General features: G+C 75.6%; 12 protein-coding genes. All 12 read right to left on the reverse strand.

Features of this window, described 5'->3' with window-relative positions; all coding sequences use genetic code 11:
• Window position 1: 1 nt before the first annotated feature.
• The 12 genes from ffh to dhaK all read right to left on the reverse strand — a co-directional run bounded on the left by ffh (window position 2) and on the right by dhaK (window position 14,122).
• Window positions 2-1,618 carry a signal recognition particle protein gene (gene ffh, locus E4A51_RS04420; RefSeq protein WP_070320810.1) on the reverse strand — a complete coding sequence of 539 codons (1,617 nt, stop codon included), beginning with the start codon at window positions 1,616-1,618 and terminating at the stop codon, window positions 2-4.
• Between the two features lie 28 nt (window positions 1,619-1,646).
• The gene (locus E4A51_RS04425; protein WP_134850978.1) at window positions 1,647-3,443 is read right to left on the reverse strand and encodes a [protein-PII] uridylyltransferase; all 1,797 of its coding nucleotides are present in this window, start codon (window positions 3,441-3,443) and stop codon (window positions 1,647-1,649) included.
• A gap of 34 nt (window positions 3,444-3,477) precedes the next feature.
• The gene (locus tag E4A51_RS04430; RefSeq protein ID WP_046528087.1) at window positions 3,478-3,819 is read right to left on the reverse strand and encodes a P-II family nitrogen regulator; all 342 of its coding nucleotides are present in this window, start codon (window positions 3,817-3,819) and stop codon (window positions 3,478-3,480) included.
• Complete coding sequence (locus E4A51_RS04435) at window positions 3,819-5,126, reverse strand: ammonium transporter (protein ID WP_134850979.1); 1,308 nt, start codon at window positions 5,124-5,126, stop codon at window positions 3,819-3,821. The genes E4A51_RS04430 and E4A51_RS04435 overlap by 1 nt, the downstream gene beginning before the upstream one ends.
• Before the next feature lie 182 nt (window positions 5,127-5,308).
• Entirely contained in the window at window positions 5,309-6,526 is a 1,218-nt protein-coding gene (gene ftsY, locus E4A51_RS04440) for a signal recognition particle-docking protein FtsY (protein WP_070320808.1), read from the reverse strand.
• A gap of 66 nt (window positions 6,527-6,592) precedes the next feature.
• The gene (locus tag E4A51_RS04445; RefSeq protein ID WP_226235952.1) at window positions 6,593-6,943 is read right to left on the reverse strand and encodes a hypothetical protein; all 351 of its coding nucleotides are present in this window, start codon (window positions 6,941-6,943) and stop codon (window positions 6,593-6,595) included.
• Window positions 6,944-7,093: 150 nt separating this feature from the next.
• Window positions 7,094-10,654 (reverse strand): chromosome segregation protein SMC, encoded by a 3,561-nt coding sequence (smc, locus tag E4A51_RS04450; RefSeq protein WP_206119944.1) that lies wholly within the window; start codon window positions 10,652-10,654, stop codon window positions 7,094-7,096.
• Between the two features lie 82 nt (window positions 10,655-10,736).
• Window positions 10,737-11,171 carry a nucleoside-diphosphate kinase gene (ndk, locus tag E4A51_RS04455; protein ID WP_087509840.1) on the reverse strand — a complete coding sequence of 145 codons (435 nt, stop codon included), beginning with the start codon at window positions 11,169-11,171 and terminating at the stop codon, window positions 10,737-10,739.
• A gap of 47 nt (window positions 11,172-11,218) precedes the next feature.
• A complete protein-coding gene (locus tag E4A51_RS04460; protein WP_046528082.1) occupies window positions 11,219-11,617 on the reverse strand; it encodes a DUF4233 domain-containing protein in 399 nt (132 codons plus the stop codon).
• 40 nt (window positions 11,618-11,657) lie between these two features.
• Entirely contained in the window at window positions 11,658-12,377 is a 720-nt protein-coding gene (gene dhaM, locus E4A51_RS04465) for a dihydroxyacetone kinase phosphoryl donor subunit DhaM (RefSeq protein WP_134850980.1), read from the reverse strand.
• A 76-nt stretch (window positions 12,378-12,453) separates the two neighbouring features.
• Window positions 12,454-13,095, reverse strand: coding sequence for a dihydroxyacetone kinase subunit DhaL (dhaL, locus tag E4A51_RS04470; RefSeq protein ID WP_046528080.1), 642 nt, complete (start codon window positions 13,093-13,095; stop codon window positions 12,454-12,456).
• Window positions 13,096-13,126: 31 nt separating this feature from the next.
• Window positions 13,127-14,122, reverse strand: coding sequence for a dihydroxyacetone kinase subunit DhaK (dhaK, locus tag E4A51_RS04475; protein WP_070319730.1), 996 nt, complete (start codon window positions 14,120-14,122; stop codon window positions 13,127-13,129).
• Between the last annotated feature and the right edge of the window lie 286 nt (window positions 14,123-14,408).

Consider the following 14,408-nt stretch of genomic DNA (forward strand, 5'->3'; position numbering starts at 1 on the left):
GTCAGCGCCCCTTGAACAGGTCGCCCAGCCCCGCGGGCAGGCTGCCCGGGTCGAACGCCGCGTCGTCCTGCGTCGGGGCGGCGCCGCCGAGCCCGAACGCCGACCCGGACGGCGCGCGAGGCGCCTCGCCCGCCGCGCGCGCCGCGGCGGCCCGCTCCTGCTCGGCCCGCTTCGCGGGGTTGCCCGACCGTGCGCCCTTGCCGCGCTTGGGCGGCGCCTGCCGGCCGCGCGACTTCTTGCCGCCCATGCCCGGCAGGTTGCCCATGCCCGGCATGCCGCCGGGCATGCCGCCGCCGCGGGCCATCTGGCGCATCATCTTCTTCGCGCCCTCGAACCGCTCGAGCAGCTGGTTGATCTCGCTCGTCGTGGTGCCCGAGCCGCGCGCGATGCGCGCGCGCCGCGAGCCGTTGATGATCTTGGGGTTCTGCCGCTCGCCGGGCGTCATCGAGCGGATGATCGCCTCGATGCGGTCGACCTCGCGCTCGTCGAAGTTCTCCAGGGCCTCGCGCATCTGGCCCATGCCCGGCAGCATCCCGAACATCTTCTTCAGCGAGCCCATGTTCTTGAGCTGCTGCATCTGCACGAGGAAGTCCTCGAGCGTGAAGTCCTCGCCGCCGACGAGCTTGCCGGCCATCTTCTCGGCCTGCTCGGCGTCGAACGCCTTCTCGGCCTGCTCGATGAGCGTGAGGACGTCGCCCATGTCGAGGATGCGCGACGCCATGCGGTCGGGGTGGAACACCTCGAAGTCGGTGAGCTTCTCACCGGTCGAGGCGAACATGATCGGGCGGCCCGTGACGCTCGCGATCGACAGCGCGGCACCGCCGCGCGCGTCGCCGTCGAGCTTCGACAGCACGACACCGGTGAAGCCGACGCCGTCGGCGAACGCCTGCGCGGTCGTCACGGCGTCCTGGCCGATCATCGCGTCGACGACGAACAGGATCTCGTCGGGGTCGACCGCGTCGCGGATGTCAGCGGCCTGCGACATGAGCTCGGCGTCGACGCCGAGACGACCCGCGGTGTCGACGATCAGCACGTCGTGCTGGCGCTGGTGCGCGGTCTCGAGGCCCGAGCGCGCGACCGCCACCGGGTCCGCACCGGCCGGCAGCACGTCGTCCGAGCCCTGGTTGCCGGGGTGCGGCGCGTAGACCGGCACACCCGCGCGCTCACCGACGACCTGGAGCTGCGTCACCGCGTTGGGGCGCTGCAGGTCGGCCGCGACGAGCAGCGGCGTGTGGCCCTGCTCGCGCAGCCACAGCGCGAGCTTGCCCGCGAGCGTCGTCTTGCCCGCGCCCTGCAGACCCGCGAGCAGGATGACGGTCGGCGGCTGCTTCGCGAACGCGACCGTGCGCGTCTGGCCGCCGAGGATCCCGACCAGCTCGTCGTTGACGATCTTGACGACCTGCTGCGCGGGGTTGAGCGCGCCGGAGACCTCGGCCGACAGCGCGCGCTCGCGCACCGCGCCCGTGAACTGGCGCACCACCGGGACCGCGACGTCGGCGTCGAGCAGCGCACGCCGGATCTCGCGGATCGTGGCGTCGATGTCCGCCTCGGAGAGGCGCCCCTTCGCGCGCAGGTTCTTGAACGTCGACGTGAGACGGTCGGAGAGGGTGGCGAACAACCTGGCCTCGCGGGGTCGGACGGAACGGCTACGGACGTCCCAGGGTACCCGCCAGCGCCTGCGAGGCCCGGCGCGTGAGGTCGTCGACGAGCGTGGCCCGCCACGTCGTCCAGGCCGCGGGGCCCGCCGCCGACGCGTCGGCCTCGGTGAGCGCGCGCAGCAGCGCGAGCAGGTCGGCGCGGTCGTCGACCGCGTCGAGCAGCCGCGCGAGCGTCGCCGGGTCGTCGGGGTCCGCGGTGGTCGCGAGCTCCGCGAGCGTGAGGTGCTCGCGCACGAGCCGCGTGACGTCGGCCGCGACGTCCCCCCCGAACCCCATGCGCGTGACGATCGGCCCCGCGAGCCGCGCCCCCTCGACCGCGTGGTCCCCCGCGCCGGCGCGCTTGCCGACGTCGTGCAGGAGCGCCGCGAGCAGCAGCGTGTCGGGCGCGTCGACCGCGCGCCGGTCACGGCCGGCGCGCGCGACGGTCTCGACGAGGTGCCGGTCGACCGTGTGCCGGTGGATCGCCGACCGCTGCGGCCGGTTGCGCACGCCCGCCCACTCCGGGATCCACGTCGTCACGACGCCCGCGAGGTCGAGCGCCTCCCAGACCGGCACCTGCGCGGCGCCGGCGCCCAGCAGGTGCAGCAGCTGCTGGCGCGCGGGACGCGGCCAGGGCACGGGCAGGGGCGGCGTCGCCTCGAGGCTCGCGACGGTCACGGGCGAGAGCACCAGACCCGTGCGTGCCGCGGTCGCGGCGGCCCGCAGCGACAGCACCGGGTCGTCCGCGGGCCGCGCGTCGACCGCGAGCACGAGCTCGCCGTCGTGCTCGACGAGCCCCTCGGCGATGGTCCGCAGCCGCGGCGGAGTCCGGCGGCCGCGCACGAGCATCGGCCCGCGCGCGGGCCGCTGCAGCGCCTGCCGCGCGTTGCGGGCCGTCGTGTCCAGCGCGTACGAGATCACGCGGCCCGCCTCGGCGATCGACGCGAGCAGGTCGTCGCGGTCGTCGAAGCCGACGAGCGCCGCGACCTCGTCCTGGTCCGCCTGCAGCAGCCGGTTGGTGTGCCGGCGCGTCACGACCTGCACCGCGTCGCGCACGTCGAGCAGGTGCGCGTACGCGTGGTCGACCGCACCGTGCGGCCGGTCGGTCAGCCACGTCGCCGCCAGCGCCGACAGCACGACCGCGTCGCGGATGCCGCCACGCGCCTCCTTGAGGTCGGGCTCGATGAGGTACGCCAGCTCGCCGTGCCGGTCGGCGCGCTGCCGCGTCGAGGCCAGCAGCTCGGGCAGCCGGCGGCGCGCCGCCGAGCGCCAGTCCGCCAGCAGGGCTGACGTCGCGCGCGCGACGACGAGGCCGTCGCCCGCGACCGGCTGCAGCTCGAGCAGGCCGACCGCCGCGGGCAGGTCCTTCGACGCGACCTGGCGGCACTGCGCGAGCGAGCGCACCGAGTGGTCGAGGTCGAGACCCGCGTCCCAGATCGGGTACCACAGGCGCTCGGCGAGCCGCGCGAGCTCGTCGGCCGAGTGCCCGCGCCCCTCGTGCACGAGCAGCAGGTCGAGGTCCGACACCGGGCTCGCGTCGCCGCGCCCCACGCTGCCGACCACGCCCAGCGCGACGCCCTGGAGCTCCCTTCCCTCCGTGGCCTCGTCCCACAGGCGCGCGAGGGCGCCGACCACGAGGTCGGCGATCGCGCGGCGGCGGGCGACGCCGTCGCTGCCCGGACCCGTCATCCGTGCGGCCAGGTCGAGCCGCGCAGCACGCAGGTCCCGCACCCCGGCGGGGTGCGGGACCTGCTGCTGGGACCCGTGCCCGGCCGCGCCCCCCGCGGGCGGCCGTCCGTTCGTCATCGGTGAGCCGTGACCCCTCCTGCTCGGAGCGCGCTCAGAGCGCGTCGTCGCCGTGCTCGCCGGTGCGGACGCGTGCCACGTCCTCGACCGGGACGACCCACACCTTGCCGTCGCCGATCTTGCCGGTCTGCGCCGCCTGGACGATCACCTCGGTGACCCCGGCCACGTCCTCGTCGGCGACGAGCACGTCGATCTTCACCTTCGGGACGAGGTCGACGGTGTACTCCGCGCCCCGGTAGACCTCGGTGTGGCCGCGCTGCCGGCCGTAGCCGCTGGCCTCGCTGACCGTGAGGCCGCGGACCCCGGCGGCCTCGAGGGCCGACTTCACGTCGTCCAGCCGATGCGGCTGGATGACCGCCGTCACGAGCTTCGTCATCACTTCACCTCCGACACGATGCGGGCGCCACCCAGGTTCTCGTACGCGGTCTCGCCGTGCACCGCGAGGTCGATGCCGCCGACCTCGACGTCCTGCGAGACGCGCCAGCCGAGCGTGGCCTTGAGGATCAGGCCGATGACCGCGGTGGTCAGACCCGAGAACAGGACCGCGACGAGCGCGATCACGACCTGGATGACGAGGAGGTTCGCACCGCCGCCGAAGAACAGGCCGCCCTCGTCCGCCAGGAAGCCGATCATCACCGTGCCGACGAGGCCGCCGACCAGGTGGACGCCCACGACGTCGAGCGAGTCGTCGTACCCGAACTTGTACTTCAGGCCGACGGCCAGCGCGCAGAGCACGCCGGCGACGACGCCCAGCACGATCGAGGTCACGGGGCGCAGCGCACCCGCGGCCGGCGTGATCGCGACCAGGCCGGCCACGATGCCCGACGCGGCGCCGAGCGACGTCGCGTGGCCGTCGCGGAACTTCTCGGTGACGAGCCAGGCGAGCATGGCCGCGGCCGTGCAGACCGTCGTGTTGACCCACGCGAGGCCCGCGGTCTCGTTGGCGCCGAACGCCGAGCCGGCGTTGAAGCCGAACCAGCCGAACCACAGCAGCGCGGCGCCAAGCATGACGAACGGCAGGTTGTGCGGGCGCATCGCCTCGGTGCCGAAGCCCTTGCGCTTGCCGATGATGAGCGCGAGCACGAGGGCCGCGACACCGGCGTTGATGTGGACGACCGTGCCGCCCGCGAAGTCGATCGGCGCCGTGTTCGCCGCGCCGTCGGTGGTGCCGAAGATCGCCGCCGCGATCGAGCCCTCGGCGCCCGAGAGCTGGCCGCCGCCCCACACCATGTGGGCCATCGGGAAGTACGCGACCGTCACCCAGACCGCGACGAACGCGATCCACGTGCCGAACTTGACGCGGTCCGCGAGCGCGCCGCTGATGAGCGCGCCCGTGATGATCGCGAACGTCACCTGGAACGCGACGTCGATCACCTGCGGGTAGTTGCCGAGCGGGCTCGCGATCGCCGCGCCGTCCGCGTCGAACAGCGTGCCGCTCAGGCCGAACTGGTCGAACGGGTTGCCGAAGATCCCGGCGACGTCCGAGCCGTACGACATCGACCAGCCCCACAGCACGTAGACCACGCCGACGACGCCCATCGCGCCGAACGACATCATCATCATGTTGAGGACGGACTTGCCGCGGACCATGCCCCCGTAGAAGAACGCCAGTGCCGGCGTCATGAGGAGCACGAGCGATGCTGACGTCAGCATCCAGGCCGCCGCTCCGGTGTCCCACTCCATGTCTGCTCTCCCCTCGCCAGCCTGGCGGCCGGACGGGGACAACTGTGGAGCGGTGCCGTTTCGCTCGACGGGCGGTGCGGTTACGCACGTGTGACAGCAGGCCTCTGCGCGTAAACGTTGCGTTTCGTGCCGGGCGGGCGTCCAGGGGCCGGGACGGCGCGTCCCGGCCCCTGGTCGTCGTGTCAGCCCTCGAGCAGGCCGTCGACGAACGCCTCGGGGTCGAACGGTGCGAGGTCGTCGGGGCCCTCGCCGAGCCCCACGAGCTTGACGGGCACGCCGAGCTCGCGCTGCACGGCCACGACGATGCCGCCCTTGGCCGTGCCGTCGAGCTTGGTCAGCACGATGCCCGTGACGCCGGCCACCTCGCCGAAGACCCGCGCCTGGTTGAGGCCGTTCTGGCCGGTCGTCGCGTCGAGCACGAGCAGCACCTCGGACAGGGGCGCGGTGCGCGTGATGACGCGCGTGATCTTGCCGAGCTCGTCCATGAGGCCCGCCTTGTTCTGCAGGCGGCCCGCGGTGTCGACGAGCACGACGTCGGCGCCGTCCGCGACGCCCGTGCGCACCGCGTCGAACGCGACGGCGGCCGGGTCGGCGCCGTCGCGGTCCGAGCGCACGGTCGGCACGCCCACGCGCGAGCCCCACGTCTCGAGCTGGTCGGCCGCGGCCGCGCGGAACGTGTCCGCCGCACCGAGCACGACGCTGCTGCCGTCGGCGACGAGGACGCGCGCGAGCTTGCCGACGGTGGTCGTCTTGCCGGTGCCGTTGACGCCGACGACGAGCACGACGGCCGGCACGCGCGTGCCGTCCTCGCCGGTGGTGGGCGACGTGCGCAGCGAGCGGTCGAGCGTCGGGTCGACGAGCGCGAGCAGCTGCTCGCGCAGCACCTCGCGCGCCTGCGCGCCGTCGCGCAGGCCGTCGACGCGCACGCGCGTGCGCAGGGCCGCGATGAGCTCGTCGGTGGGGCCGGCGCCGACGTCGGCGAGCAGCAGCGTCTCCTCGAGCTCGTCCCAGTCGTCCTCGGTGAGGTGGTCGCGCGACAGGACGCCGAGCAGCCGCGTGCCCAGCGGCGAGCCCGAGCGCGCGAGCCGCTCGCGCAGGCGACGCAGGCGGCCGGCGGTCGGCGCGGGCGTCTCGAGCGGCGGCGCTGTCGTGAGCTCGGCGGTGTCGGGGACCTCGACGCCGGGCGCCGCCGCGTCGGTCGTGGCGGCAGGCGTCGCGACGTCGGGTGCGGGCGCCTCCGGCGGTGCGGTCGTCGACGACGTCGTCCCGGCGGGCGGCGCGGTGCGCTCGTCGGTGGTCGGGGCGCCCGGGCGGCGTCGGCGCACGACGACGGCGGCCACGGCGCCGGCGACCAGCACGGGCGCGCCGATGAGGTACGGCAGGAGATCGTTGAGGTCCACGTGGACAGTCTGTCGGGCGGGCGGCGGTGAGGGCGAGCCGACGCGGCCCGGCCCCCTCGCGGGGGGTCAGCCGGTCGCGACGTCCCCGCCGTGCTCGCGACGCGCGCGCAGCACCTGCGCGGCGCGTTCGCGCGCCCGCTGGAGGTCCTCGGTGATCTCCTCGGGGTGCAGGTACCCGTCGCCCTCGGACGCGGTCGCGCGCAGGAAGTCCGCGAGCGAGAGGTCGACCGGGTCGGCGGCTGCGGCGCGCGCGGCCTCGCGCTGCACCTCGTCGGGGTGACGACGGGCGCGCAGCCCGCGCCGGAACGCCTGCCAGCCGCTCTCGCCGTCGCGTTCGTGCTCGGTCGTGACGCTCACCACCACCAGCACGGCGGCGGCGACGGCGAGCGAGACGAGGACGACCATCACGACGAGCACGGGACAAGTCTGTGTCGCGGATGCGCGACACGCGCGGCACCGCGCGCGACCCCGGCGGAACCCGCGCCAAACCTTCACACACGCACCGATCTGGGCGTCCGACCAGGTCACGCGCGGGTCATGGGATGAACCGCGCCGATCGCGCGGGGGTCAGGCCGGCGCTTCTTCCCCCATGCGCTGACTCACGACGGTGGTCACGCCGTCACCCCGCATCGTCACGCCGTACAGCGCGTCCGCGATCTCCATCGTCCGTTTCTGGTGCGTCACGACGATGAGCTGCGAGTCGTCCTGGAGCTCCCGGAAGATCTCGAGCAGCCGGCCGAGGTTCGCGTCGTCGAGCGCCGCCTCGACCTCGTCCATGACGTAGAACGGGCTGGGCCGCGCCTTGAAGATCGCGACCAGCAGCGCGACGGCCGTCAGCGAGCGCTCGCCGCCCGACAGCAGCGACAGCCGCTTGACCTTCTTGCCCGCGGGGCGCGCCTCGACCTCGATGCCGGTCGTCAGCATGTCGTCCGGGTCGGTCAGCACGAGCCTCCCCTCACCGCCCGGGAAGAGCCGCGGGAACACCTCGTCGAAGGCCGCGGCCGTGTCCCGGTAGGCGTCCGCGAACACCTGCTCGACGCGCTCGTCGATCTCCTTGACGATCTCCAGCAGGTCCGCGCGCGACTTCTTGAGGTCCGCGAGCTGCTCAACCAGGAACCGGTGCCGCTCCTCGAGCGCCGCGAACTCCTCGAGCGCGAGCGGGTTGACCCGGCCCAGCTGCGCGAGCGCACGCTCCGCGGCGCGCAGCCGCTTCTCCTGCTCGGCCCGCACGTACGGCACCGCCGTCGCCGCGTCGGGGTCGGGCTCGACACCCGGCGGCAGCACGACCGGCACGTCGCGGTGCGGGCCGTACTCGTCGAGCAGCACGTCGGGGTCCAGGCCGAGCTCCTCGACCGCACGGGTCTCGAGCTGCTCGACGCGCAGCCGCTGCTCGGCACGCGCGACCTCGTCGCGGTGGGCGACGTCCGTGAGCTCCGCGAGGTCGCGCGCGAGCGCGTCGACCCGGGTGCGGACCTCGCCCAGCGCACGGTCGCGCTCGGCGCGCGCGGCCTCCGCGGCGTCCCGCTCGTGCGCCGCGCGCTGCAGCGCACGGTCGAGCAGCTCACCGGTCCGGACCGCGCCCGTGTGCACGGCGCGCGCGACGGCCACCTGGCGCGCGCGCTCGCGCTCGCGCCGGGCCGCCCGCTCGCGCGCCGCGCGCTCGGCCGCCGCCGCGCGCTCGAGCGACTGCGCCCGACCGGCGAGCGCCCGCGCGCGTTCCTCGCTCGTGCGCAGCGTCAGCCGCGCCTCGGTCTCGCGCGACCGCGCCGCCGTCGCCGCGGCCGCGTCGGCGTCGCGCCGCGCCGTCGCCTCGGCGATGGCCGCCTCGGCGTCCTCGGGCGCCTCCTGCACGGCCGCGAGCCGCGCCGTGAGCTCCGCGAGCGTCGCGTGGTCCTCGGCGAGGGTCGTGCCGGCCGCCTCGAGGGAGCGCTCGACGCGCTCGGCCTCGGCCCGTGCGGCCCGGGCTGCCGAGCCCAGGTGCCCCAGCTGCTCGGCGACGGCCGCGAGCGCCGCGTCGGACTCGTTGAGGCGGTCGAGCGTGTCGTCGACGGCCCGCTGCGCGGCGGCGCGCGCGTCGCGCGCCGCCGCGAGCTCGAAGCGCAGTCGCTCGGCGTCGGCCGTCGCGCGGGCCCCGACCTCGCGCGCGGTCTCGAGCGCGGCCTGCAGGTGCAGCGCGCTGGGCGCCGACGCCGACCCGCCCGAGGCGCGGTGGCGCGACAGCACGTCACCGGTCCGCGTCGCGACGACGACGTCCGGGTGCGCCACGAGGACCGCGCGCGCCGCGGCCAGGTCGTCGACCACCACGACGTCGGCGAGCAGCGCGTGCACGGCGTCCCGCACGACCGCGGGCGCCTGCACGAGGTCGACGGCGCGGTCCGCTCCGGCCGGCAGCTCACGCGTCGCGGCCGCGGCCGGACCGGCGACCAGGAGCGCGGCACGGCCCGCGTCCTCCGTGCGCAGGTGCCGGATCGCGTCGACGGCCGCGTCGACCGACTCGACGGCGACGGCGTCGGCGAGCGCGCCGAGGGCGGCGACGACCGCCTCCTCGTCGCGCACGTCGACGCTCAGCAGGGCCGCGACCGAGCCGACGACGCCGGGCAGGCCCTCGGCGGCGAGCAGGGCGCCCGCACCGTCCTTGCGGGACAACGAGAGCTCGAGGGTCTCGACGCGCGAGGCCTGCTGGTCACGCTCGCGCTCGGCCGCCCGCAGCGCCTCCTCGAGCGCGGTGACCCGCTCGACGGCGGCGTCGAGCGCCTCGACCGCGGCCTCGTGCTCGGCGTCGAGGCCCTCCTCGCCCTCCTCGACGCCCGCCACCTGCGTCTCGAGGGCCGCGAACTGCGTCGTGGCGTCCTGCGCGCGCTGCTCGGCCGCCGCGAGCGAGGACCGCAGGCGCCCGATCTCCGCCTCGGTGGCCTCGACGCGGCTGCGCCGTGCCGCGACCTGCCCCGCGAGCCGCGCGACGCCCTCGCGGCGGTCCGCCGCGGCGCGCTGCAGGTCGGCCAGCGCCTTCTCGCCCGCGGCCGCGGCACGCTCCGCGTCCTGGCGCGCGGCGGCCGCGGCCTCGACCGCGGCACGGGCCGCGTCGACCTCGCGCGCGAGCTCGGCCTCGGCCGTGCGCACGCGCTCGGCCTGCGCCTCGAGGTCGGCGGGGTCCTGGCCGCCGCCGCGCTCGGCGGTCGGTGTCCCCAGCAGGCGGGCCCGGTCGGCGGCGAGCGAGGCCGTGCCGCGCACGCGCTCGCGCAGCGCCGACAGCCGGTACCAGAGCTCGCTCGCCTCGCTGACCGCGGGAGCGGCCTCGGCGGCCTCACGCTCGAGCGCGGCGAGCCGCGTGCGCGCGTCGGCGAGCTGCACCTCGACCTGCTCGCGGCGCTCGCGCACGGCCGACTCGTCGGCGATCTCCTGCTCGAGGCGTGCGCGCAGCTGCGCGAGGTCGTCCGCGAGCAGCCGCGCCCGCGCGTCGCGCAGGTCGGTCTGCACCACGGCGGCCTTGCGCGCGACCTCCGCCTGCCGGCCGAGCGGCCCGAGCTGGCGTCGGATCTCGGCCGTGAGGTCGCCCAGGCGCGTGAGGTTGCCCTGCATCGCGTCGAGCTTGCGGAGCGCCTTCTCCTTGCGCTTGCGGTGCTTGAGGACGCCCGCGGCCTCCTCGACGAAGCCGCGGCGCTCCTCGGGCGTCGCGCGCAGCACGGCGTCGAGCTGGCCCTGCCCGACGATCACGTGCATCTCGCGGCCGAGGCCCGAGTCCGACAGCAGGTCCTGGATGTCGAGGAGCCGGCAGCCGCGCCCGTTGATCGCGTACTCCGAGCCGCCGTTGCGGAACAGCGTGCGCGAGATCGTGACCTCGGAGTACTCGATCGGGAGCGCGCCGTCGGCGTTGTCGATCGTGAGGGCGACCTCGGCGCGGCCGAGCGGCGGGCGGCCCGCCGTGCCGGCGAAGATGACGTCCTCCATCTTGCCGCCGCGCAGCGACTTGGCGCCCTGCTCCCCCATGACCCACGCGAGCGCGTCGACCACGTTCGACTTGCCGGAGCCGTTGGGCCCGACGACGCACGTGATGCCCGGCTCGAAGCTCAAGGTCGTCGCCGAGGCGAACGACTTGAACCCGCGCAGGGTCAGGGTCTTGAGGTGCACGCACGCAGCCTAGGCAACGCGCGGCACCGCGCGGCGCACGCGCGCCCCCGGGCGTGGCCCGGGGCGCGCGTGCGGACCGCCGTCAGAGCGCGGGGAACCAGAGCGCGATCTCGCGCGCCGCGGACTCCTCGCCGTCCGAGCCGTGCACGACGTTCTCGATGAGCTTGGTGCCCCAGTCGCGCGCGAGGTCGCCGCGGATCGTGCCGGGCGTCGCGACCGTCGGGTCGGTGGCGCCGGCGAGCGAGCGGAAGCCCTCGATCACGCGGTGCCCCTCGACCACGGCCGCGAGCACGGGGCCCGAGCGCATGAAGTCCACGAGGGCTCCGACGAACGGCTTGCCGGCGTGCTCGGCGTAGTGCTCGAGCAGCAGGGCCTCGTCGGCGTGCCGCAGCTCGACGGCGACGAGCGTGTAGCCCTTCGCCTCGATGCGACGCAGCACCTCGCCGACGTGCCCGCGTCGCACGCCGTCGGGCTTGACCAGGACGAGCGTGCGCTGCGGTGCGGGTGCGTCAGTCATGGGCGTCACCCTAACGGCGACCGGGCGCCGCCCGGGGGCCGCGTCCGTCAGGCGGGGGTGCCGCCGGGCGGGTGGGCGGCGTCCCACTCGGCGCGCTCGCGGTCGATGCGGCCGCCGAGGCGCAGCGCGACGAGCCACATGACCGCGAACACGCCGCCGACGACGAACATCATCGGCACCAGCACGCCGAAGCCGAGGACGGCGACCTGCGCGAGCGTGCCCGCGAGGTAGCCGCCGGGGCGTCCCACGTAGCCGGAGACGACGACCAGCGCGGCGCAGGTCACGCCGCCCAGGGTCCAGACCGTCGCCGGCGGGGCCACGCGCAGGCCGTACGCCACGAGGGTCGCGAAGAACACGAGGAACGCCTCGAGCAGGAGGGTCGCCTGCGTGAACTGCTGCTTCGCCGGTCGCTTGGGGCGCGGCGGAGCGGGCGGCTGCGTGCTCATCGCACCAGGCTAACGGCCGCGCGGGCGGGCCCCGCCCGGGTCAGACCTCGCCGAAGCCCGCCTCCACGTCCGCCACGAGCCGCGCGACGGCGTCGGACGCCTGCGGCCCCTGCGCGGTGATCGTCAGGACGTCGCCCTGCACCGCGCCGAGCTTCATGAGGTCGAGCACGCTCGCGGCGTTCACGCCGTCGACCTGCACGGCCGCGTCGTAGGGCGCGAGCATCCGCACGACGAGCGCGGCGGGCCGCGCGTGCAGGCCGAGCGGGTTGCGCAGCACGGCGGTCGCACGGACCTCGCCGTCCGGCGCCGTGCCGGACGCGACCGGGGCCGCAGGCTCGGACGCGCCGGCGGCCGCCCCGAAGGACGCCGCGGCGTCCTGGGCCGACGCGAGCACGGCCGCGAGGTCGGCGCGGCCGTGCGCCGTCACCGCGGCGGCGACCGCACCCTCGACGAACGGCGCGTCGGCGATCCGCACGCGCGCCGCGAGGTCGTCGTCGGCCAGCTCGAGCACCGACTCCGAGGTGAGCACCGCGGAGCCGAGGTCGGTGAGCACGACGGCCGCGCGTCCGTCGGCGGTCGCCTCGCGCAGCGCCGCGTCGACGCGGTCGAAGCTCGTGCCGAGCCCGCCGTCGTCGGTGCCGCCGGCGGGGACCACGAGCACGCGGGGCGCCATCTGCCCCGCGACCTGCGCAGCGCCCCGCGCGAGCTCGCGCGAGTGCGACACGAGCACCAGCGCCACGGGCGCCCACTCGTCGGTCACGCGTCCTGCCTCTCCGCACGACGCCCTCGTCGTGCCGTGGTGCGCCGCACCGGTCGGTGCGGACGGGGGGTGACGCTCAGTCGGCGTCGGCCGCGGCGGACGCCGCGGCCTCGAGGATGAGCTGGGTCGAGCGGGCGCCGGGGTCGAGGTGACCGACGGACCGGGGCCCGAGGTAGCTCGCGCGCCCCTTGGTGGCGACGAGCGGCACGGTGGCCTGCGCGCCGTCGCGCGCGCCGAGCGCGGCGGCCGCGAGCACGGCGGACGGAGGTGCGCCGTGGTCGGCGGCCTCGACGGCCGCGGCGACCGCGGGGGTCAGCGCGTCGACCATGGTCTTCTCGCCGGGTGCCGCCTTGCCGCGCGCGACGACGCCCTCGAGCGCCGCCTCGAGCATCGCGACGACGCCGTCGGCGCCGAGCGCGTCGGTCGCGCCCGCCTTCGAGGCCCGCAGGAACGCCGTGCCGTACAGCGGTCCCGCCGCACCCCCGACGGTCGACATCAGGGTCGTCGCGACGAGTCGCAGGACGTCGCCCACGGTCGCGGGCGGCGCGTCGAGCGCGTCGAGCTTGGCCACGACGGCGCGGAACCCGCGCTGCATGTTCTCGCCGTGGTCGCCGTCGCCGATCTGACGGTCGAGCTCGACGAGCTCGTCGCGGTGCTCGGCGACCGCCGCCGCGCTGCGGCGCACCCAGTCGACGGCCCACGCCGCGTCCAACGTCATCCCCCGGCCTCCCGCTCTCCCCGGCCCCGTCTCACCAGCGCAGCGCGGTGGTGTGCACGGGCGCGTCCCACAGGGCGGTCAGCTCGTCGTCCAGACGGAGCACCGTGACCGACGCGCCCTGCATCTCCAGCGATGTCACGTAGTTGCCGACGAGCGAGCGGGTCACCTCGACCCCACGCCCGGAGAGCAACGCGCGAGCCCGACGATAGACGACGTAGAGCTCGGACGCCGGTGTGCCGCCCATACCGTTGACGAGCAGCAGCACGCGGTCGCCGGACGTGAGCGCGAGGTCGTCGGCGACGGGGGTCAGCAGCTTCTCGGTGAGCGCGTCGGCGCTCTCGAGGCCGACGCGCGCGCGGCCCGGCTCGCCGTGGATCCCGATGCCGATCTCGATCTCGTCGTCGGCGAGGTCGAACGAGGGCTTGCCGACGTGGGGCACGGTGCACGCCGTGAGCGCGAGGCCCATGGTGCGGACGTTGTCGACGACGCGCTGCGCGAGCGCCGCGACCGCGTCGAGGTCGTCGCCGCGCTCGGCCGCGGCGCCCGCGATCTTCTCGACCGCGACGGTGCCCGCGACGCCGCGACGGCCGGCCGTGTACAGCGAGTCCTCGACCGCGACGTCGTCGTTGACGACGACCTGGCGGACGGTGACGCCGTCGGCGTCGGCGAGCTCGGCGGCAGTCTCGAAGTTGAGGACGTCGCCCGTGTAGTTCTTGACGATCGTCAGGACGCCGGCGCCGCCGTCGGCGGCCGCGATCGCGGGGGCGATCTGGTCGGGCGTGGGCGACGTGAACACCGCGCCGGGCACGGCGGCGTCGAGCATGCCGACGCCGACGAAGCCGGCGTGCAGCGGCTCGTGGCCGCTGCCGCCGCCGCTGACGAGCCCGACCTTGCCGGGCACGGCGCCGCCCGCGCGCGCGACGAACAGCGGGTCGGTGTGCACGGCCACGACGTCGGCGTGCGCGAGGCCGAACCCCTCGACGGACTCGGCGACGACGTCCTGCGGGTCGTTGATGAGCTTCTTCACTGCCCTGCCTCCCTCGCTCGGCGGCACGTGACGTGCCCGGACGCCGTCGTCCGCGGCTCCCACCTCACCCCGCGGCCCGGGCGGCGTCAACCGTGGGTCGACGGCGGGGGCGTGCACGTCCGTGCAGGCGTGCCGCGCTCGACGGGGCCACCGCGGCCCGCAGACCGGCGCAGGGACCTTCGTCACTGCCGCGCGGCGCGTCCGACAATCTATTGTTCACCCCTCGCAATTTGTCGGCGTCGACATTTCGTGGCGTCACCCACAATACCGGCGGACGCACCGGGTG

Source organism: Cellulomonas sp. HD19AZ1 (assembly GCF_004535805.1).
Lineage (GTDB): Bacteria > Actinomycetota > Actinomycetes > Actinomycetales > Cellulomonadaceae > Cellulomonas > Cellulomonas iranensis.